Genomic DNA, 20111 nt, shown 5'->3' with positions numbered 1-20111 from the left:
GTAGAAAAAACGCGGCAACTAATCATTTTTCAGCCGGCCAATCATCAGGATGCGGTCGCCTGCCGCATCATCAATGTTCAGTTCTTTAAAAAGCTTGTAACCGCGCATTGTTGTTTTATTCTGAACGGCCAGATGCTCCCGGTCAGAGTACAGGGTTTTTGATTGTGAATGAAGTACAAACGGGTGTGCGTTTGCGGTCACTTTATAATATTGTTTTTTTATGGCATCTGCCAGAAACGCCCCTTCGTCGCTGTATGCTCCGTCAAGAGCCGGTTCCACATGAATAAAGGCTGAATGAAATGCTGAAAAAACAGCAGGTGACGACGTCGTTGCCCAAACGGGAATGTCGGAAGGACAGGTGTTCCTGAATTCAGCAGCGTCGTACAGAATCTTTTTCATCAGATGAAAAATCACGGTTTTAAACTTGTTGTCTTCTTTTCTTACCGCCAGTCCCATGTATAATGAAGCTGTTTCCGAAGCCTCATCGATTCGAATGTTTTTGTATGCAATCATGCAGAATCCGCAACATTCGTCATTCAGAAAAGCGCAATAAACATCTGTGGAAAAGTCCAGTCCGTAGCGAAAGGTATGCTCTGCCGTGGCGTAGCGCTCTGCTACAATGCTCAGCAATTTTTTGTACAATGCTGAATTGACGGCTATTTCAGAAGTTTTATATCGCTGTATTGTTAGCATGATGTCAGAACATTAATCGGTATGAAAAAACCGGAACTCTCGGTAGCTGGTAGCCATAGACAATTTCGCCTGTATTCGGGTTATAATTAATACTCTCAACATTGGACCTGTTGAAAATGTTGGCACATTCCAGTGCGATTTCGTGCGAAAAACGGCGGGAATTGATGATATATCTGAGGCGTAAATCAACTTTAAAGTAATCCTTAAATCTGCCCTTAAATGCGAGTGAATCATAAAGTACTGTATAGCCATGCATCCGCGACGCATCCAGATTGATGGGTGTGAAGTGCTGCCCGCCAACGGCTATAACAGCCGTACTGACGCCAATCGTATTTTTCTTTTTCCTGCCAAGTTTAAATTCCTGACCGGCAAGCAGATTAGCGGCATAACGGCAGTTGAAGCGCGTATCGTGAATAATACCGTTGCCATCCGTATATTTTGAATCGAACAGTGAGCCCGTCAGCAGGAAATAGCTTCCCTTGCTGAAGAATTTCTCAAACGTGGCTTCTATGCCGTAATTGCGGCCTTTACCGTCATTTCTGAATGTGGAATTGGTAAAGATATTATCTGAAGTGCCAAAGTTCAACATGGAAAGTGTAGGATTATCCAGGCTTATCGGCACGTTGTACATGCCTTGATAATAGGCTTCCAGGCGCATGTGCAGGTTCTCTGATATCATCCAGTCATAACCCAGAACATAATGAAGCGCCTTGGTGAAATCGAGTTTTTTATTCGGCAGCAATATCGAACCGTCGGGCTGAATCTGTTCGGTATAATACAAAGCTGTTGGCTGTGTAAGCCCATGAATGCCGACACCGGCGCTGATGGCATGATTTGCACCCAGGCTCCAGCGCAGTGCAACACGGGGTTCTATGCTGTAATGTTTATTCAGCAAAAGATATAAAAAATGGGAGCCGGCGTTGAGTGTCAGGTTTTCCCGAATGGAATATTTCCATTGAAAAAATGCCTGAAGCAGCGTCAGGTCACCCGTAAACTCATTTATTTTTGTTGTTTGTTCTGCCGGAATCCATGACGTTTTGTAGCTGTTGTTGTCAAGTCTGATATAGTTGCCATTGACGCCCCAGCGCAGCAAATGCCGCGGATTCAGCTTGGAATTAAACGTAACAGACATTACATTCCGCTGTTCCGTGAGGCTGCTGGAGCTCAGTTCATATATTTTTTGATTTAAGCCCGTGCTGTCGTCCAATCCATAAGGATTAAATAATGAGGATGACAGCGATGTTTTCATATAGGTGTTTTTGTTGAGCAGCCAAAGCCATGTAATGCCTGCCACGCCCATGTCGGAGCCTGAAGCGTAACCATATCTGTCGTCGGGTAATTCAAGAGATGATGAATCCTTATCGGGATGATAGACCGCTTTGCTTTTTCCGCCAAGGGCAAAAAACGAAATACTTCCTTTCTTAATCGGGAAATTCAGCTTTACGGTAAGATCCTGAAAAATGGGTACCGCGTCAATCAATGAAATGCCCATTAAATCAAGCAATGCAAGTGTTGAGTAGCGGTAACTCGCCATGTATGATGCACTTTTTCCCTTTATAAACGGGCCTTCCATGCCGAGTTCAAATCCATGTGCGCCTACCTGAAAGAGGTATTCGCGCTTCTCATTATTTCCATTGCGCATGCGGAGGTCAAATACTGCTGAGGTCGCATTTCCGTATTCCGCTGAAAAAGCACCTGTAGAGAAATCGGAATTGTCGAGCAGATTGTTGTTTATCATACTGATGGCGCCGCCGCTGCTTCCTGCAACCGCAAAATGATTCGGGTTGGGGATTTCAATACCGTCGAGCATCCAGAGTACGCCCACCGGTGAATTGCCTCTTACAATAATGTCGTTTCGTTTATCGGAAACAATGGAAACGCCTGCAAAATTCGATACCATACGCGACGGGTCGCCCCATGCACCCGCAAAGCGGTTTGTTTCTTCAATGGAGAAGTTGCGGGTGCTTATTATCGACATTTCATTCACCGGATTCTCTTTTTCTGCGGTGGCACTGATTACCACTTCCTTGCTGAAAACTGCTTTTTGATGCAACTCAATCGTGAGTACCAGCTCTTTGGCTGAAAGCACTTCGGTTTGACTTACAATAATATCATCGTAACCGATGAAAGAAATTTTGATATCCTGCCTGCCAACGGGAACTTTTTCAATCCGGAACCGACCGTCAATGCCTGAGTTTGCACCGAGCAAAGGCTGCGAATGGAGTACAATAATATTGGCACCCGGAAGAGGAGAGCGCGTATCCTGATCGATGATGATACCCCGAACGGTTTGCGTCAGACTCTGTGCCATCAGGCAGGATCCGTATATAGTCAAACAAATTATCAGAAGGGAGCGACGCATCATTAGTGTAAAATTCCTGTGTATAAAAATACGTTGAAAAATCGTTGTTTCAGGAAGAAAATTTATCTTTACGGAAGAATAGTCGTAAGTCGTCTGTCCGCCTTTGGCGGATGAGTCGTGAGTCGTAAGTCATAAGTCGAGAGTCAAAAGAAATAGAAAACAAAAGTTTTTGCCCGGAGGGCATCAATGACAATAGGGCATCAATGACAATAAGGATTAATGAAAATAAGTGGAATTCGAAATTCATAAAAATATCAGAAAACAGGTCACAATGAAAAAAATAGCGTTATCAATTTTAGTTATTGCCTTGCTGATGGGCGCAGGCTGTTCAAACAAATTTTCAAAATCGGGAAAGAAAGAAAAGGAATTTGTTACCGGATTCCTGAAATTGATGGATCAGGAAAATGAACGTCAGTACACCAAAATGATGAACTGCATCTCCAAAAAATATATTGCTGATAATAACATTGACGTCAAACAATACAAGGTTGATAATTACAGCATTTTTGGTTTCGAAATTATTTCGTATGATTCCAGAAACGGTTTAATCGTTACCAAAGTATGGGGAAAAGAAAAAAGCTGGATTCATCAGCTGACATTCAAACTTTCGAAAGAAAGCGGTAAATTGTACCTCGTGCCCATGAAACACAGCGACAGCTACATTAAGCCATGGTACGAGGCGAAAACATACATTAAAGAATAGCTTAATTCAGCACCGGGTCAAGCGGATAATTGACCCATTCGTGGTATTTTTTACCGAGCAGTTTCACGCTGTTTTTCCACATCTTTTGCGGCTGATTTTTGAGCAGCTCTTTTGCTGTAATATCTGAAACTACCCATGAATGTTCTTCAAGTTCATGCCCGAGCTGATTGACTTCCCATCCCGAATAACCCACATAGAAACGAATATCGGCAGGTTTGATTTTTTTATGGAATATCATTTCCTGAACAAGGTCAATATCGCCGCCCCAGTAAATACCTTTTATTATTTCCATACTTTCGGGAATCAGTTCTCCCAATGTGTGGATGAAAAAAAGACTGTCGGTTTTTACGGGCCCACCCAGATAAACTGGTGCCTCGAAATCGGGAAATCCTTTCACCACCTCATTCAGCTTAATTTGAACCAGTTTATTCATAACCAATCCAAACGTGCCGTCATCGTTATGTTCTGCGAGTAACACTACCGAGCGGTGGAAATAGAAATCCCTCATAAACGGCTCTGCTACGAGGATTTTTCCTTTAGCCGGTTGAATTATCTGGGTTTTCAATGTGCTCATGACAATAATATATGCTTAAAATGGTTGGTTAATAGACACTATCTTCAGCTGTTTAGTTGCATCTGTTGAATTCTTTCGGTAAGGATACAAACTTTTTTTTAAAACGTAAGGCAATTTGAATTTATTTTGTAACACCGGAACGTTAATTTTTTTGTCGGTGCAAAAACATGCCTTCAAAAATAATACCACGCTTAAATGAGCAGAGCTGCAAATCATCATCGATTCGAAGAACTTAGGTTGGAACACCCTGTTTTTACGTATGAAAGTTATACTGTAACTATTGATGAAAATATGATTGCCATTGATTTTCATTTCAGCATGGGCAGCAATCATAATTTCTTTCCGGGACTCAAAATTCCTAAAAAGGGATTTTTTCGGCCTGAAAATTTGTCAGTTGCAGCACTGGATGTCATTGCATTCAATATCGGTATGATTGAACTTGTCAGCTACTGGAAAGCGGCATGTGCTCCAAACGTAGTAATTATGCCCTGCCGCCTGAACGAAGCCCAGATACAATGGTGGAAAAATGTCTATTATCAGGGGCTGGGAGAATTCTTTTATCTGAACACAATTTCATGCAGCCCGCATGATTTCATGAAAATGACGGCTGATAGCGGGAAAAGTTTAGACAGAAGTATTGCTGCATTGAGCGATGCCGTGATTGTACCTGTGGGTGGGGGCAAAGACTCTGTGGTGACGTTGAAATTGCTGTCGCTGGCCGGCTTGAAGGTAATTCCGTTTATTCTGAATCCTGCAGCTGCCACACTCAATACTATTGAAGCTGCCGGTTATAACCGAAACGATATTGTTGAGATGCAGCGCCGCATTGACCCGCATTTGATTGAGCTGAACAGCCGTGGCTTTTTGAACGGACATACGCCTTTTTCGGCTATGCTTGCATTTAATTGTTTGCTCGCCGCTTCATTGTGCGGTTGCCGAAACATTGCCCTTTCCAACGAAGCAAGTGCCAATGAAAGCACAATTCCGGGAACCACCATCAACCATCAATATTCTAAATCGTATGGTTTTGAACGGGATTTCAGGTCCTATTACAAAGCCAATATCAATAGCAGTTTCAATTATTTCAGCTTCCTGCGGCCGCTCCATGAATTGGAGATTGCACGTATTTTTTCGGGATTTCCTGAGTTTTTCGAGGTGTTCAGAAGCTGCAATGCAGGCAGCAAAACAGGTATATGGTGTGGTAATTGCCCGAAATGCCTGTTCGCAGCCATCATTCTTGCTCCTTGGCTTGGCCGCGAAACAATAATTAAAATATTCGGAAAAGACATTCTGGACGACACCAATCTGAAACATCATTTCGATGACCTTTGCGGGATAAATCCTGAAAAACCATTTGAATGCGTCGGAACTCTTGAAGAGGTAAACGTCGCGATGGCCATGATTGTGAATCAATGGAACAAGCCATTACCGGCACTTGCAGCGTATTATGCTTCAACAGATAATTTCAGACTGTATGAAAATTCAGAAGGGAAAATGATTACAGAATTTCCGAATGAGAATAATTTTCTGGAGCCGCTGTTTTTAAATATCCTACTAAAAGCAACCGAATGACAGAGCTTCTGAAACAAAAATTGATGAACAAGAAGATTTTTATCCTTGGTTTTGGGATGGAAGGTCGTTCTACATACCGTTTTTTAAGAAAATTGATGCCGGATGCACTTTTTTCTATTGGTGATAAAAACATCATTGACCCGGCTGACCATGTTTTTAAAGGCGATCAGCAGATTCAGTTTCACTGTGGCGATGATTATCTTAAAAGCATCTCCGAGTTTGATATAATCATTAAAACGCCCGGTATTTCATTATTGTCAGTTGAAGGTGCCGATATGTCTAAGTTCAGTTCTCACACAGAGATATTCATGGAGCTGTTCGGCAGGCAGATTGTCGGCATTACCGGAACCAAAGGAAAAAGCACCACCACCGGTCTCATTCATCATATTGTTTCACAGCATACTTCAAATACCGTGCTGGTCGGCAATATCGGTATACCGCCGCTTGACCTCACAGCAAGCATCAACAGCGAAACAATCATCGTCTATGAACTTTCATCGCATCAGCTGGAGCAGGTTTCCTGCTCACCTCATATTGCTTTACTGCTGAATCTTTATCAGGAACACCTTGACCATTATAAATCATACGAAGCATACCAGCTGGCAAAATTTAATATTGCCCGTTTTCAGAGTAAAGACGATGTGTTTATTTATAATGAAGATGATGAAACGCTGAAAAGCCTCATCAATGCAAATCATGCTGAAGGACGCAAACAAGGTTTTTCATTTGGTTCACCGCGTGCAGCCTGTTTTGTTGACGAAGATTTTGTAGTATGCAGCCATGGCGGCAAAACGCGTCGTGTGGTGGATTTATCCCGGCCTCGATTATTGATTGGCGATCACAATATTATGAATATCATGGCAGCGGTATGTGCATGTGCTGAGCTGGGCATTGCAGATGAAACGATTGAAAAAGGCGTGCTGACATTCAAACCGCTGCAGCACCGGATGGAATTTGTTGCAGAAATTGATGGGGTAAAGTACTTCGATGATTCTATTGCTACGATACCGGAAGCCGCGATAGCCGCCGCTCGCGCTTTACATCCTGTGGGCACTATGATACTGGGCGGGTTTGACCGTGGCGTTGATTACACTGCCTTATGCAGGTTTCTGCTGAGCTCTGAAATTTCGAATTATATTTTTATGGACGAAGCGGGTGTCCGCATGCGCTCGCTCTATATTGAGCTGGGTGGTGACGAATTAAAAACGTTTCAGGTAGATTCTATGAAGGAAGCCGTGCTGCTGGCACGAAAAAAAACAGCACCCGGAAAAGCATGTTTGCTTTCTCCGGCTGCTGCAAGTTATGGAAGATACCTGAATTTTAAGGAACGCGGAAATGAATTCAGAAAATTTTTAACGGAACAGGATTCCGTTTAAAAACTATTCTGCTTTTTCTTCTTCAGCGCCGTCTTCTTTTTTCTTGGTAGTTTTCTTTGCTTTCGGCTTTACTTCACCTTCGGCGGCTTCTTTGGCAGGAGCCTTCTTCGCCTTTTTGGGTTTTGGCTCACCTGCTTCGGCATCAACGGTCACTTCGGCAGCTGCTTCAGGGGCTGTTTCAAAAAGTTCGGACTGAACCGTTGCTGTTACAACGATTTCTTCTTTAACCTCTTTTACTTCTTTTACCTCTTTAACAACTTTTTCTTTTTTCGGCAGTGCTTTATCTTTTTTAGGTGTTGTCACCTTTTTAATAGTATTGCTCGGCCTCGTCTTGCCATAGGATCCCATGAAAATTTTACCTCTTCTGGATTTCTTATCGCCTTTTCCCATTATTTGAATATTTAAAAATTAGTAATACGATTTGTTTGAGCGCAAAAGTATAAAAAAAACCTTAAAAAGTTGAATAAAAATTATTTGAGGTTTTTAAAGAAGGTAGCTTCCACCGTTTCCACTCTCTTGACACTGTTTCTGGCCCATTGTAATTTTAGTGTTTCTATGTCCTGCTTGCTTAGTTGCCACGGCACATCAGAGCGTCGCATACGCTCGGTAAGGCTGTAAAGACAGAGCGCTGCCGATACTGAAATATTGAAACTTTCGGTAAAGCCGAACATGGGAATCTTTACAAAATCATCGGCCATGGCAATTGCTTTCTTGCTTAGTCCATGCATTTCGGTTCCGAACAGCAGCGCAATTTTTGTGTCGATAGGAAGCTGTTCTATGGTATAATCATCTTTGTGAGGTGTGGTGGCAACAATACGGTATCCTTGTTTTTTAAGATGCTCAATGCATGACGGAGTATTGTCCGGTTCTGTGTTGTAGCGCATCAGGTCGAGCCATTTCGATGAGCCCAGTGCCACTTCAGGGTTCACCTCGTAAGGATTCCTGTTTTCGATGATATGCACATCCTGTATGCCGAAGCAGTCGCAGCTGCGGAGCACGGCGCTGGCATTATGCGACTGAAAAATATCTTCGAGCACCACGCATAAGTGGCGGGTACGGTTGGCTGCAACTTCCTCAATACGGCTTTTCCGTTCGTCGGTAATGAATGATGAGAGGAAATTATAAAGTTGCGTAGTGATTTCAGGTGTAAACGCCTGTTCCATGTTTGTAGCTTTTGAAAACAAAAATATGTAAAAAATGCAGAAGAAGCCGATTCGTGTTCAGGCAAAAAAAAGAAGCTGCCCTTGTGAGACAGCCTCTTTCTTTAATCCTGAAAGCAATGTTACTTCACTTTTGATGACAGTTCATTACCAGCTTTGAATTTAACCACTTTTTTGGCGCTGATTTTGATTTCTTTGCCTGTTTGTGGGTTGCGGCCTTTGCGAGCTGCTCTTTTTGCAATTGAGAATGAGCCAAAACCAACGAGGGCTACTCTTTCACCTTTTTTCAATGCTTTGCTGGTTGCTACTACAAATGCGTCAAGCGCTTTTTTTGCATCAGCTTTTGTCAATTTGGCTTCTGAAGCCATTGCTTCGATCAATTGAGCTTTGTTCATGTTGCTTCTAATTTTTAATAAGGTTAATTAATAAATGTTAATTACTAAAAAGCATTGCAAATATAAGCATAGACAAGGCTATTGCAACTATTTTTTCTTAAAACAGGCTAAATTGTTAATAAATTGGGGGTTTTGTTAACAACTAGCCTTATTCCATAGGGTTTACAGGGGTCTGAACATTGAATTATCGGGCGTGCCAGCTGTTGTCAATCCTGAATCCGCGCAGGAACTCTTCAACATTCATTTGCTTTTTTCCGGCAAGCTGAATGCCTTTCAGGGCTAGGTACCCATCGATAGTGGAAACATGAAGATGCTTTTTACCGTCGGTTTCAATGCTTCCGGGCACTGATGTGCCACTTTTTATTACTATTTCAGAAAATAAAATCTTAAGTGAAAATACAGTTCCATCGGGTGAAATCAGGTCCGTAAAAGCACCCGGATGCAGGCTTAAACCACGGATGCGATTATGAATATCTGCTGTTTTATGATTCCAGTCAATACGGCAATGTTCTTTGAATATCTTCGGGGCTTTTTTCTGTAATGCTTTGGTATCAGTGATTTCATCCTGGTCAATCACATTTACATTGCCCTGCTTTATTATTTCAATCGTATCTGTTACAGCTTGAGCACCTACCGTTTTCAGCACATCATAAAGTGCTGACGCATTGTATTCGGGCAATAATGCAACCCTGCGTTTGAGGATAATTTTACCCGCGTCGATGCGGCTGTTCAGAAAGAAGGTAGTTACACCTGTTTCCGTTTCGCCGTTGATTACTGCCCAGTTTATGGGTGCTGCACCGCGGTATTCGGGCAGGAGCGAGGCATGCAGGTTGAATGCTCCCATGGTTGGGATATTCAGAACAACATCGGGCAATTTGCGGAAAGCGACCACTATAATAATGTCAGGATGCAGCGCGTTAAGTTCCGCAATGAAGTCCGGATCGGCAAGGTCATCAGGTTGTAACACTGCAAGATTATTAGCAAGCGCACACTCTTTAACCGGCGACTGATGCACATGTAACCCGCGTCCCGAAGGCTTATCGGGCACCGTTACCACAGCGCTTATCTTACAGCCATGATGGATTACTGCTTCAAGCGATGCTACCGCAATTTCGGGGGTACCCATGAAAACGATAGTTGGTTCGCTCTGCATACTATATATAATATGTGTAAAAAATCAGGAGCCCGACAATAGAGGTCGTTACTTTTTGCCTTTGACGTCTTTGGTCAGCTGGATCATTTTAAGCGCGCTGACGGCTGCTTCAACACCTTTATTGCCATGTTTACCACCGGCTCTTGCCTTTGCCTGCTCAAATGTATCTGTTGTCAGCACACCGAAAATTACCGGCGTAATCCAGCCCAGACCAAGGTCCATAATGCCTTTGGCAACTGCCTGTGCTATAAATTCAAAGTGGCGTGTCTCACCCTGAATAATACAGCCCAGACAAATAATGGCGTCGTATTTCTTTGCCTGCAGCATTAAAAATGCGCCGAGCGGCAATTCAAAGCTGCCGGGCACATACCTGATATCAATAGCTTTCGGCTTGATGCCATATTCTACTAAGCTATCAACAGCGCCCTGACATAAAGCGCCTGTAACTTCTGTATTCCATTCTGAAACAACAATCCCGATGCTTGTCTTAGCATCGGGAGTGAAGTTGAATTTTTTATGATCTGATAGATTTGTTTTCTTTCCGGCCATCTTCAATGATGATTAAACTATTTGGTTGCTGTAAGAGCTTTGGCTCTTGCAATGTATTTGTCAATTTCGCGTGCTTCGAAACTCTTCACGTAATCTTTTTTGATTTTCTCATACTGCGCCAGAGCGCTTGAATAATCACCTTTGAGCTCGTAAGTGAGACCGGCACGCATAAAATACATAGGTGCCGTAAAATCATTATTCTTTTTGTTGGCAGCTTCCAGATAAAACTTAATTGCTTTGTCCATATCGCCCAGCTCGAGATAAGCATCACCCAGCAGACCTTTGGCCATGGGGCCGATAATCATGTCGTCTGATTTGAAATCTTCGAGGTTGTCGATGGCATTCTGGAATTCGCCCTTTTTCATATAAATAACGCCCAGATAATAATGTGCCAGATTGCCTGATTTTGTAGAGCTGTACTGACTGGCTATATCAACAAAGCCCAGATTGGTTCCGTCGCCGTTCATCGCCAGATTCAGAGAGTCCTTTTCAAAATAACGTTCGGCAGTCCACATAGCCGCTTGTGCATCTCTTTCTTTGGGTCCGAGAATAAATTTTCTGTATCCGAGATATCCGCCAACAATCACGAGGATGCCGATAAGGATATAGAACAACAGGTTCTTGTTCTTTTCAATGAAATGCTCACCTTTACCAAGCGCTTCTTCTACTGCATGGATTCTTTCTTCTGCTTTGTCAGTTTGTTCGGTCTTTTTTGCCATTGATTGGTTTTTTTAAGAAGTGCAAAAATAAGTCTTTTTTGATAACTGTGTCAATTTGTTGATATTTTTGAATATTATCGTGTTGCCGATTTTTTCATGGCGTACTGCTCAACCACATTTTTTCCTTCTTCCATTCCCTCCATACGAACAATCATAAGTCCGGCTTTTTTACGCTGGTAGGTGATGAGGCTCTGCTCTTTATTATCTTTATTTTCAAACATTAATTTTTTGCCTTTGCTTGAAATGAGCAGGTACGATGAGCGGGTATTATACATTTCATTATCGGTAGCCGTATTGTAAAAAATATTTATTCCGCCACCTGTAATGCTGAGTTTTTCGGTAAACGAAGTGTCCTGACCTATAATCATGATACTACGACCCTCAAACAGGGTGTCGTTGGTTTTTTTCCATACTTCATACATTTGGTATTCAGGGCATTTGTATTCCCACGAACCTTCCATCCATGCCATTTTACCAAATTGCTTCTTTTTCTGATTCGAATCAAGACCTGTTGTTTTACAGGCAATTATGAAAAATGCAAACAGGAAAAGTAAGATGTTGGCAGGTTTAAATATTTTCGTCATTGATATATATGTTATTTCGAGCCAAAAATAAGAAAAATTCATACAATCTCTTTTTTATCAGAAATAATGTTATCTTTGCACGCTCAAAATAAATATAGTAAAGGCAATGGCAAAGAAGAGTAAAGACGCAAGAATACAGGTTATCCTGGAATGCACCGAACATAAAACCAGCGGAATGCCGGGTACATCGCGCTACGTTTCGATGAAGAACAAAAAGAATACCCCCGAACGTCTGGAACTGAAAAAATACAATTCCATTCTGAAAAAGTACACTATTCATAAAGAAATAAAATAAACTGAGCTATGGCAAAGAAAACAGTTGCATCTCTGCAAACCACAACTAAAGCTTTTGCTAAGGTTATCCGCATGGTTAAATCCCCGAAAACGGGCGCATACGTTTTTAAAGAAAGTATTGTACCGAACGATGCTGTAAAAGAATTTTTGGAAAAACGCTAGGATAACTGAACGTATTAGGTTAAAGCTTTTCTGTCGGAAGAAAGGCTTTTTTTATATCTTACAACTCCATTTTTTTTAACGATTTGCCATGGGTTTATTCAGTATATTTTCAAAAGATAAGAAAGAAAATCTTGATAAAGGTCTTTCCAGGACCAAAGAGAGTTTTTTTTCCAAGCTTTCAAAAGCTGTGGCCGGCAAATCGAAGGTGGATGATGATGTTCTTGATAAGCTTGAAGAAATTCTGATTTCATCTGATGTCGGCGTTTCAACCACGCTGCGCATTATTAAACGCATTGAGGCTCGTGTAGCCCGCGACAAATATCTGGGGACTGCCGAGCTTAACGGCATTCTTAAAGAAGAAATTGCTGCCCTGATGGGCGAAAATAATACGGCCGATCTTACTGAATTTACTGTTCCCGAAGGCGTAAAACCATATGTTATTATGGTGGTTGGCGTAAATGGTGTTGGCAAAACAACCACCATTGGCAAGCTCGCATATCAGTTCAAAAAAGCCGGTAAATCTGTCTGTCTGGGCGCTGCCGATACTTTCAGGGCTGCCGCCGTTGACCAGCTTACTATTTGGTCGGAGCGCGTTGGTGTGCCCATTGTAAGTCATGGCATGAATGCCGACCCTGCTTCGGTTGCCTTTGACACCGTAACAGCAGCGAAAGCCAGTGGCGCCGATGTGGTCATTATTGATACTGCTGGCCGCCTTCATAACAAGATTAATCTGATGAATGAGCTGGCGAAGATAAAAAAGGTGATGAATAAAGTGCTTGCCGATGCCCCGCATGAGGTACTTTTGGTGCTTGATGCATCCACCGGACAGAATGCCATTGAACAGGCAAAACAGTTCACGGCTGCCACCGACGTTACGGCGCTTGTTCTTACCAAGCTCGATGGTACAGCCAAAGGCGGCGTAGTTATTGGCATTTCAGACGAATTTCGTATTCCAATCAAATATATCGGCGTGGGCGAAAAAATCGGAGATCTCCAGGTTTTTAACCGTCTTGAGTTTGTCGATTCTCTATTTAATTAGTACCGGCCCTTCGGTAAACTCAGGGTGCGGATAGGAGAGGCACCCTTCGACAGGCTCAGGGTGCGGATAGTTTAAATTAAAATCTATTTTACTGATGCGTGCTGCAAAAATCAAAAATGTAAATGTTGTTACATTGGGTTGTTCTAAAAACCTGGTTGACTCCGAATGGCTGATGGGAAAGTTGAATGCATCGGGTATTGCCGTGGTTCATGATTCCGATTTACTGACCGACATGGCCATTATCAATACCTGCGGTTTTGTTAGCGATGCCAAACAGGAATCTGTCGATACCATATTGCGTTTTGCGGAAGCGAAGAAAAATAATAAAATCAAGAAACTGTTCGTGATGGGCTGTCTTTCTCAGCGCTATCGCGATGAACTGAAAAATGAAATACCTGAAGTAGACGGCTGGTATGGCGTTGCCGATACCGATGCCTTGCTTAAATCTATAGGTGTTTCTGCCGATTCAACACCCGGCGGTGAATTATTGCGTATGCTTACAACGCCTTCGCATTATGCGTATCTTAAAATTGCCGAAGGCTGCGACCGCAGTTGTTCGTTCTGCGCTATTCCGCTGATACGCGGAAAAAATATTTCGCGTCCGCAGGAAGAAATTCTTGACGAAGCCCGCATGCTTGCCTCGCGTGGTGTTAAGGAATTGTTCGTAGTGGCGCAGGATACCACCTGGTACGGTCTCGATATCTATAAAAAACGAATGCTCGGCTCATTGCTCGATGCGCTTTCGCAGATTAACGGGATTGAATGGATACGACTGCATTATACGTTTCCGGCAGGATTTCCCGATGATGTTCTGGAAGCTATCAACAGCCATCAGAATATTTGCAAGTACATCGACATTCCTTTACAACACATCAGCGACCGTATTTTGACGTCGATGAAGCGGGTATTGGGCGGCAAGGAAACACGCGAGCTGGTAGAACACATACGAAAAGTGATTCCGGGTGTGGCGTTGCGGACCACGTTAATTACAGGTTATCCCGGTGAAACGGAAAAGGAGCATAAGGAATTGCTTAAATTTATTGAAGAATCACGTTTCGAAAGACTGGGTGTGTTTGCATACTCAGCTGAAGAGGGAACGGCCGCGTACGAACTGAACGATAATATTTCCCCTGCCATAAAAAATCGTCGCCTTGGCGAAATCATGGAATTGCAGCAATCCATTTCGGAAAAAAACAATGCGGTCTTTGTCGGAAAAACGTTGAAGGTGGTTATTGACGGCGCCGAAGGCGATTATTATATTGGCCGTACCGAATTCGACTCACCCGAAATTGATAACGAAGTGCTTATTCTCAAAAAGAACAAGGTTCTTTTACCGGGCACATTTTATGATGTCACGATTACAGGCAACGATGTTCATGACCTGTTTGGAAAGGTAAACTGAGCGTAATACTTTTTTGCAAAAAAGTATTACGCATAAAATGGTGCCTGCGAATTTTTTCTTAGAATTATTCTTTTTCGGCAAACGTAAAATAGAACGCCGCGCCTTTTCCGGGCATAGAGTCGGTTACAATGGTACCGCCATGAATGTTGATAATGCGGCTTACGATGGCAAGTCCGGCACCTGACGATTTGGCTCCCGGTTTGTAATGCCGGAATGGTTTGAAAACATTTTGAGCGTCTACCATGTCGAAACCAATGCCGTTATCTTTGATAAAAAACATGGGGCGCCCCTGATATTCTTCGGTGCCAATGTAAATTTTTGCTTTTTCTTTTCGCGTGGTAAAGCGGGCGGCATTTGAAATAAGATTTTCAAGCGCCATCGTTACCAGTTCCTTATCGCCGTATGCTTTCATTTTTGCATCGACTTTGAAACGAAATTCTTTATCCTTAAAGTTTTTCGAAATTTTTTCGGCGAGTTTATTGGCTATTTCCGTAATGTTGATATCAGCGAGGTCAAGGTCGCGGCTGCACAGGTCTTTGAGCAAGCGAAGCTGCTCGATGTTATTTTTCATCAGGTTCACCATATCCGAAAGATGGTTAAGCTGATGGGTGCATTGTGCCGGCGTAATTTCCGTAATAGACGTTTTAAGCGTATTCACCGCTTCCTGAATATATTGAAGTGGCTTATTGTAATCGTTGGTAAACGTTGCCTGTATGGTTTCAAGTTCATTGAAATACTTCATCAGGTGCTTATTGCGTTCTTTTATTTTTTCTTCAAGCTGGAAGTTTATTTTCTCAAGAATTTCTTTTTCATTTTTTCGCTCGGTAATATCGCGGGAAACGCTCTGCACTTCCACAACATTGTTATCGCTGTCGGTAATTGGTTGTGCGAGGGTCTCCACCCACACGTAGTGACCGTCTTTGTGTTTGATGCGGTATTCAACGCGATTGCCTGTTTGACCGGTTACGGCTTTAAGATGGGAGCTGATGCGCACCATGTCGCTGTCTTCGGGATGAATATACTTATAAGGTGTGGAGTCAATAAGCTCTTCGGGATTATAACCAAGTAATTTTTTGGCAGCAGCCGAAACATACGTGTATCGGCCATCAATTTCATGCAGACAAATCAGGTCAAGCGAATTTTCTGCAATAAGCCTGTATTTCTTTTCGCTCTTGATAAGTGCGGCTTTGCTTTGCTCGGCAATCAGTTTGTCTTTGCGTTCTTCCAGCGCACGCTTTATTGCCGGAACGAGCCGTTGCATTTTTGTTTTCAGTACATAATCGGTAGCGCCCCGGGTCATGCTTTCTATAGCAGCATCTTCGCCCATAACGCCCGAAACGAAAATAAAGGGAACATCAGGCGCTTTAACTGAGGCGATTTCCAATGCTTTGAATCCGTCGAATGATGGTAGTGAGAAATCGGAAAGAATTACATCGGGTAGCTCATATTTCAGGGCAGCGGTATAATCCTGTTTGGACTCGACTACTTTCATATCAAAGAGCAGGTTTTCGCCTATCAGGAGTGCTTTTACGAGTTCAATATCCAGTTTATCGTCTTCGAGGTGCAGTATTTTTATTGGTTTTTCCATGGTCAATAATGTTAGATTTGTTCTAATTCAAAAGAGCCCGTATTTACATTTAGCCAAAACTGCAATGTCTGTTTTAAAACATTGCACAATTCGCTGTAATCAAATGGTTTTACAATGTAGGCATTTGCCGATGATTTTATAGTACATTCAATATCGCAGGGTTGTTCAGACGATGATAGTATAACGACGGGAATTCGTGAGCTGGTTTCATCTGACTTAAGCAAAGTCAATAATTCCATGCCATCCATTTTTGGCATTTTGAGGTCGAGAAGAATAAGGCTCGGAAGCGTCCCGGAGCCCGGTTCAATGGCATGCAGGTAGTGCATAACATCCGGACTGTCTTCAATGAATGTTGACTTTACATTCATGCCGCATTCATCGATTGCCAACTGAATGAGGTCGGCATCGAGGCGGTTGTCGTCTACGATAAGAATTGATTTTTTGTTCATAGCTTTTGCGAAATTAATTTTTTTTATTACATCGGAAGACTGAATGAAAAACGGGCACCTAAACCCGGTGTGCTTTGCGCCCATATTTTGCCTCCATGGCGCTGTATAATTCTCTTGGTATTTGCAAGTCCTATACCGGTTCCTTCAAATTCTGACTGGGAATGTAAGCGCTGGAAAACGCCAAAAAGTTTATCATAATAGTTCATATCAAAGCCGGCGCCGTTATCTTCAATAATGTACACATATTTCTTGTTGTCGGAGTCGGTTTCGGAAGTAATGGTAATGGTGGCCTCCAGAACATTTCTACTATATTTTATGGCATTAGAAAGCAGGTTGGTAACAACGAGCCGTATCATTGAAGTATCGGCAATGACTTCGGGGAGATTATCAATTTTAAATTCTATTGTTCTTGCCTTCAAATGCTCGGTAAGTTCATTGTATATTGTATTGAACAGTCCGGTCATGTTAATATTTTTCTTATTCATTTCGGTTCGTGACATTTTAGAAAACAGCAGCAGGTCGTCCACCATGGTTCCCATTTTGTGTGCCGATTCAAAAATGATTTGCATATAATTTTCTTTGGTTTTATCGTCCAATGTTCCCTTTTTCAACTGCATCAATTCAAGAAAGCCGCTGATGTGCCGGATGGGCGAGCGCAAATCGTGCGAAACCGAGTAAGCGAACGCATCAAGTTCTTTATTTGCTTCTTCGAGGCTTGCCGTGCGCTGTTTGATTCCTTCCTCCAGCGTTTCATGAAGGCGTGCCAGTTCTTCTTCTGCCAATTTCTTGTCGGTGATATCATTCAAAATACTATGCGACTGAATAAAATTGCCATTTTTATCGAGCACTACTTTTGCATTTACAATAACGGTTCGCTTTGCTCCTGATTTATGCAAAACTATTCGTTCCAGGTTTTGGGCGCCGCCTTTTGCTACAATATCTTTGAAAATTCCGGCAAATTGTTCCGTAGTAAATCCGTAAAGAAAATTAGTCAATGGCTTTCCAATAACTTCATTTTTGGTATAACCTAAAGTAGTAAGCCATGCTGTATTTACATCGATAATAATACCATTAATATCCATGGCGTGATAGGGCAGGGGCGATTGTTCATAAAGAGCCCGGAAGAATTCTTCCCGTTGCATAATTTCCTGACGGGCCAGTTCGCGATCGGTTACATCGGATACATATAATATAATAGAACGCGTTTCGCCCGATTCACTGAATACCGGAGTGGATGAAATTTGAAAATATGCAGTACTGCCATTTTTGAGTTGCACTTTTACATCCAGATTTTGCGATACTTCGCGTTGCATCCTGTCAAAATTTCGCTCCACCCATATTTTTTCATCATCACGAAATAAATCAAAGATGTCTTTATTAATGAGCTCCGACAGCTCGTACCCCAACAAATTTACCAACTCATCATTGGCAAAAATGATTCGGTGAAGTGAACTTACTTCGGCAATTCCCACCTTGGCCTGTTGAATCAGACAGCGGTATTTATTTTCCGAAATCCGCAATGCCGCTTCTGCTTTTTTGCGTGGCGTAATATCAGTGAGTATCTCTATGGTTGAGCTGGAGTTTGAAACGTCACGTCCATAGGCAATACCATTATGTAGGGTTGTCATGATGCTGCTGTCTGCTTTGATCCATTGCAACTCATCGCCGGTGCAACTTCCATCCTGAGTAATTTTCCTGTAAATGTAATCTTCAAAATATTTTCCCGAAGCCTCTGTGAGAAAATTTTGAATCGGCTTCAGAAGCATTTCGTCGGGTTTATAGCCCATTGAATTAAAAAAGTATTCAGTGCAAAATGTCAGCTGCATTGAGCTGTTCAGTGAATATCCCATTACCGGGCTTGAAGTAATAAGGTCTTTATTCCGGGCTTCGCTGTTCCTCAGGTCGTCCATTTTTTCATTACGAAAAGCCACTGTCGACGCAAGTGCAATGATGGCTTCAATAAGTTTTATATCTTCAACCTCAAGTGAAGACTTCAGCAACAGACTGATATTGCCATAAGAAATCTCATTATTATTAAAGCCAATAGTATAAACATGCTGTACCCCGAATTCACGTTCAAGCGTCTCACAAATATGTTCATCAATTTGCCGGCAGGCCAGGTCATACAAACCATTCTTAAGCCGATTAAGTTCCGGAGAAGTAAACGATTTTACCAGATCATCGTCTATCACGGCAAGTGGAAATGTCGTAGATTTAATTTCAATACCCGTGAGTTTTTTCAGCAAGCCGGTTTTTGTCCCAAAGCCTCTTGAATCGGTAATTTTGATGATTTTTTGGTCAAGGTCATGCACGGAAATAATCATCATAGGATTCCAAAGCAAATTTTCTATAAGGTCTCCTACGGTACCAAATACTTCTGCAATGGTAGCATGCTCAATTAATTTTTGATAAGCCATGGTAAGCAAATGAAAGCGACGTATATTTTTCAGATGACTTGAATTTGCCGCTTTCATACTGGTAATATCCCGTGCTATTCCGGCTGTTGCTATAACCCTCGATTGATTGTTGAATACGGGGGCTACCACTAAATCGAAATATTGCAGGCTATCGTTCTTGTCAATAAAAACTTCGTGCCGTTGTGTTCTACCTGTTTCAAAAATTTGACGGTTCAAACCAACGATTTCATTTTCATTTGATGCTTTGAAAACGCTTACTTTTTTGCCAATTATTTCATGTTCCTGCACCCCCATTAATTTACAATAAGCAGTATTGGCGGCAATAACCTTATTGTCTTTATCGGTAATACGACTAATATCTGGAATGGCATTGAACAGCGCTTTATAGATGGCGTTTGCCTGCTCGGCATTTTTTTCAGATTCTTCGAGCCTGCTTTCCGCATGCTCTATTTTTTCCTCATTTCTTTTTCTGAAATGAAGGACTGCTTTATAAAGAAAATATGCAAGTGCCGGCCCCATCAGAATGTGAATACCCATAAACGGTATCCCCACAGCGGGGTTATGAAAATCAAATCGTAATGTGAAAACAGTTATTCCAATAATTCCGGTCAAAACAGAAATCGAAATAACAGACATCATCAATAATTGATGATGCTTTATTAAAGGCGTTCTTTTATTTGTTTTCGTTTCAGCTACCATTTATTTACTTTTTTTTGAGTAATTGCCCTTGAGAAATCTGCCTAAAATAGTATTCTGGCATGCCCGCTGATGTGACCGATAATGTAATGTATCAAAAATCATTCTTACTTTGAAGAACTTGTCTAAAAACCGTTGGAATGCTTGATAATACTGCAAAAAATACTTTCAAAAGCTAATTTAGCCGTGTATGGATGTTGGGAGAATTTCCAACTTTTGGACAA

At 42.1% G+C, this 20111-nt stretch carries 19 protein-coding genes and 1 pseudogene; 7 read left to right on the top strand and 13 right to left on the bottom strand.

The genetic code is table 11. The features are described 5' to 3' along the window. Nucleotides 1-18: 18 nt before the first annotated feature. Complete coding sequence (locus WCM76_07090; protein MEI6765390.1) at nt 19-693, bottom strand: hypothetical protein; 675 nt, start codon at nt 691-693, stop codon at nt 19-21. 4 nt (nt 694-697) lie between these two features. After that, nucleotides 698-3004 carry a TonB-dependent receptor gene (locus WCM76_07085; GenBank protein ID MEI6765389.1) on the bottom strand — a complete coding sequence of 769 codons (2307 nt, stop codon included), beginning with the start codon at nt 3002-3004 and terminating at the stop codon, nt 698-700. A gap of 322 nt (nt 3005-3326) precedes the next feature. On the opposite strand from WCM76_07085, the gene WCM76_07080 reads away from it, so the two are divergent. Continuing rightward, nucleotides 3327-3758: a hypothetical protein gene (locus WCM76_07080; GenBank protein MEI6765388.1), complete on the top strand. Its 432-nt coding sequence runs from the start codon at nt 3327-3329 to the stop codon at nt 3756-3758. Nucleotide 3759: 1 nt separating this feature from the next. On the opposite strand, the gene WCM76_07075 is transcribed toward WCM76_07080, so the two are convergent. Continuing rightward, nucleotides 3760-4332, bottom strand: a complete 573-nt coding sequence (locus WCM76_07075; protein MEI6765387.1) for a YqgE/AlgH family protein — start codon at nt 4330-4332, stop codon at nt 3760-3762. 195 nt (nt 4333-4527) lie between these two features. On the opposite strand from WCM76_07075, the gene WCM76_07070 reads away from it, so the two are divergent. Together WCM76_07070 and murD are read left to right on the top strand one after the other, a co-directional pair. Continuing rightward, nucleotides 4528-5904, top strand: a complete 1377-nt coding sequence (locus tag WCM76_07070) for a hypothetical protein (protein ID MEI6765386.1) — start codon at nt 4528-4530, stop codon at nt 5902-5904. Further along, the gene (murD, locus tag WCM76_07065; protein ID MEI6765385.1) at nt 5901-7280 is read left to right on the top strand and encodes a UDP-N-acetylmuramoyl-L-alanine--D-glutamate ligase; all 1380 of its coding nucleotides are present in this window, start codon (nt 5901-5903) and stop codon (nt 7278-7280) included. Before WCM76_07070 ends, murD begins: the two co-directional genes overlap by 4 nt. A gap of 321 nt (nt 7281-7601) precedes the next feature. On the opposite strand, the pseudogene WCM76_07060 reads toward murD, so the two are convergent. From WCM76_07060 to WCM76_07030, 7 genes and pseudogenes are all read right to left on the bottom strand, one after another. Next, nucleotides 7602-7670 (bottom strand): annotated as a pseudogene (locus WCM76_07060) (30S ribosomal protein THX). Nucleotides 7671-7750: 80 nt separating this feature from the next. Next, nucleotides 7751-8443 carry an RNA methyltransferase gene (locus WCM76_07055; GenBank protein ID MEI6765384.1) on the bottom strand — a complete coding sequence of 231 codons (693 nt, stop codon included), beginning with the start codon at nt 8441-8443 and terminating at the stop codon, nt 7751-7753. Between the two features lie 119 nt (nt 8444-8562). Further along, entirely contained in the window at nt 8563-8835 is a 273-nt protein-coding gene (locus WCM76_07050) for an HU family DNA-binding protein (GenBank protein MEI6765383.1), read from the bottom strand. A gap of 184 nt (nt 8836-9019) precedes the next feature. Further along, nucleotides 9020-9988, bottom strand: a complete 969-nt coding sequence (gene fmt / locus WCM76_07045) for a methionyl-tRNA formyltransferase (GenBank protein MEI6765382.1) — start codon at nt 9986-9988, stop codon at nt 9020-9022. 48 nt (nt 9989-10036) lie between these two features. Further along, nucleotides 10037-10537 carry a 6,7-dimethyl-8-ribityllumazine synthase gene (ribH, locus tag WCM76_07040; GenBank protein MEI6765381.1) on the bottom strand — a complete coding sequence of 167 codons (501 nt, stop codon included), beginning with the start codon at nt 10535-10537 and terminating at the stop codon, nt 10037-10039. Between the two features lie 17 nt (nt 10538-10554). Further along, on the bottom strand, nt 10555-11256 hold the full coding sequence (locus WCM76_07035; protein MEI6765380.1) for a tetratricopeptide repeat protein: 702 nt from the start codon (nt 11254-11256) through the stop codon (nt 10555-10557). A 74-nt stretch (nt 11257-11330) separates the two neighbouring features. Beyond that, nucleotides 11331-11840: a DUF6265 family protein gene (locus WCM76_07030; GenBank protein ID MEI6765379.1), complete on the bottom strand. Its 510-nt coding sequence runs from the start codon at nt 11838-11840 to the stop codon at nt 11331-11333. A gap of 106 nt (nt 11841-11946) precedes the next feature. Here WCM76_07030 and rpmG point away from each other — a divergent pair, with 106 nt between their 5' ends. The 4 genes from rpmG to rimO all read left to right on the top strand — a co-directional run bounded on the left by rpmG (nt 11947) and on the right by rimO (nt 14737). After that, nucleotides 11947-12135, top strand: a complete 189-nt coding sequence (gene rpmG / locus WCM76_07025; GenBank protein ID MEI6765378.1) for a 50S ribosomal protein L33 — start codon at nt 11947-11949, stop codon at nt 12133-12135. Between the two features lie 8 nt (nt 12136-12143). Next, nucleotides 12144-12296 (top strand): DUF4295 domain-containing protein, encoded by a 153-nt coding sequence (locus tag WCM76_07020; protein MEI6765377.1) that lies wholly within the window; start codon nt 12144-12146, stop codon nt 12294-12296. An 88-nt stretch (nt 12297-12384) separates the two neighbouring features. Next, a complete protein-coding gene (ftsY, locus tag WCM76_07015) occupies nt 12385-13335 on the top strand; it encodes a signal recognition particle-docking protein FtsY (protein ID MEI6765376.1) in 951 nt (316 codons plus the stop codon). 94 nt (nt 13336-13429) lie between these two features. After that, on the top strand, nt 13430-14737 hold the full coding sequence (gene rimO / locus WCM76_07010; protein ID MEI6765375.1) for a 30S ribosomal protein S12 methylthiotransferase RimO: 1308 nt from the start codon (nt 13430-13432) through the stop codon (nt 14735-14737). A 64-nt stretch (nt 14738-14801) separates the two neighbouring features. Here the strand turns inward: rimO and WCM76_07005 are convergent, their stop codons facing one another. The 3 genes from WCM76_07005 to WCM76_06995 are packed head-to-tail and all read right to left on the bottom strand — an operon-like array spanning nt 14802 to nt 19890. After that, nucleotides 14802-16325 carry a PAS domain S-box protein gene (locus tag WCM76_07005; protein ID MEI6765374.1) on the bottom strand — a complete coding sequence of 508 codons (1524 nt, stop codon included), beginning with the start codon at nt 16323-16325 and terminating at the stop codon, nt 14802-14804. A gap of 11 nt (nt 16326-16336) precedes the next feature. Continuing rightward, nucleotides 16337-16774 (bottom strand): response regulator, encoded by a 438-nt coding sequence (locus tag WCM76_07000; GenBank protein ID MEI6765373.1) that lies wholly within the window; start codon nt 16772-16774, stop codon nt 16337-16339. A gap of 26 nt (nt 16775-16800) precedes the next feature. Then, complete coding sequence (locus WCM76_06995) at nt 16801-19890, bottom strand: PAS domain S-box protein (protein ID MEI6765372.1); 3090 nt, start codon at nt 19888-19890, stop codon at nt 16801-16803. Nucleotides 19891-20111: the final 221 nt, after the last annotated feature.

Source organism: Bacteroidota bacterium (assembly GCA_037133915.1).
Lineage (GTDB): Bacteria > Bacteroidota > Bacteroidia > Bacteroidales > CAIWKO01 > JBAXND01.
Note: the sequence above shows the minus strand (reverse complement) of the source record. Positions and strands in the feature narration are given on the sequence as shown.

Bases quoted from the DNA above. Each gene is read 5' to 3' on its own strand.
- WCM76_07090 (MEI6765390.1), bottom strand. From the start codon at position 693: ATGCTAACAATACAGCGATATAAAACTTCTGAAATAGCCGTCAATTCA.
- WCM76_07085 (MEI6765389.1), bottom strand. From the start codon at position 3,004: ATGGCACAGAGTCTGACGCAAACCGTTCGGGGTATCATCATCGATCAG.
- WCM76_07080 (MEI6765388.1), top strand. From the start codon at position 3,327: ATGAAAAAAATAGCGTTATCAATTTTAGTTATTGCCTTGCTGATGGGC.
- WCM76_07075 (MEI6765387.1), bottom strand. From the start codon at position 4,332: ATGAGCACATTGAAAACCCAGATAATTCAACCGGCTAAAGGAAAAATC.
- WCM76_07070 (MEI6765386.1), top strand. From the start codon at position 4,528: ATGAGCAGAGCTGCAAATCATCATCGATTCGAAGAACTTAGGTTGGAA.
- murD (MEI6765385.1), top strand. From the start codon at position 5,901: ATGACAGAGCTTCTGAAACAAAAATTGATGAACAAGAAGATTTTTATC.
- WCM76_07055 (MEI6765384.1), bottom strand. From the start codon at position 8,443: ATGGAACAGGCGTTTACACCTGAAATCACTACGCAACTTTATAATTTC.
- WCM76_07050 (MEI6765383.1), bottom strand. From the start codon at position 8,835: ATGAACAAAGCTCAATTGATCGAAGCAATGGCTTCAGAAGCCAAATTG.
- fmt (MEI6765382.1), bottom strand. From the start codon at position 9,988: ATGCAGAGCGAACCAACTATCGTTTTCATGGGTACCCCCGAAATTGCG.
- ribH (MEI6765381.1), bottom strand. From the start codon at position 10,537: ATGGCCGGAAAGAAAACAAATCTATCAGATCATAAAAAATTCAACTTC.
- WCM76_07035 (MEI6765380.1), bottom strand. From the start codon at position 11,256: ATGGCAAAAAAGACCGAACAAACTGACAAAGCAGAAGAAAGAATCCAT.
- WCM76_07030 (MEI6765379.1), bottom strand. From the start codon at position 11,840: ATGACGAAAATATTTAAACCTGCCAACATCTTACTTTTCCTGTTTGCA.
- rpmG (MEI6765378.1), top strand. From the start codon at position 11,947: ATGGCAAAGAAGAGTAAAGACGCAAGAATACAGGTTATCCTGGAATGC.
- WCM76_07020 (MEI6765377.1), top strand. From the start codon at position 12,144: ATGGCAAAGAAAACAGTTGCATCTCTGCAAACCACAACTAAAGCTTTT.
- ftsY (MEI6765376.1), top strand. From the start codon at position 12,385: ATGGGTTTATTCAGTATATTTTCAAAAGATAAGAAAGAAAATCTTGAT.
- rimO (MEI6765375.1), top strand. From the start codon at position 13,430: ATGCGTGCTGCAAAAATCAAAAATGTAAATGTTGTTACATTGGGTTGT.
- WCM76_07005 (MEI6765374.1), bottom strand. From the start codon at position 16,325: ATGGAAAAACCAATAAAAATACTGCACCTCGAAGACGATAAACTGGAT.
- WCM76_07000 (MEI6765373.1), bottom strand. From the start codon at position 16,774: ATGAACAAAAAATCAATTCTTATCGTAGACGACAACCGCCTCGATGCC.
- WCM76_06995 (MEI6765372.1), bottom strand. From the start codon at position 19,890: ATGGTAGCTGAAACGAAAACAAATAAAAGAACGCCTTTAATAAAGCAT.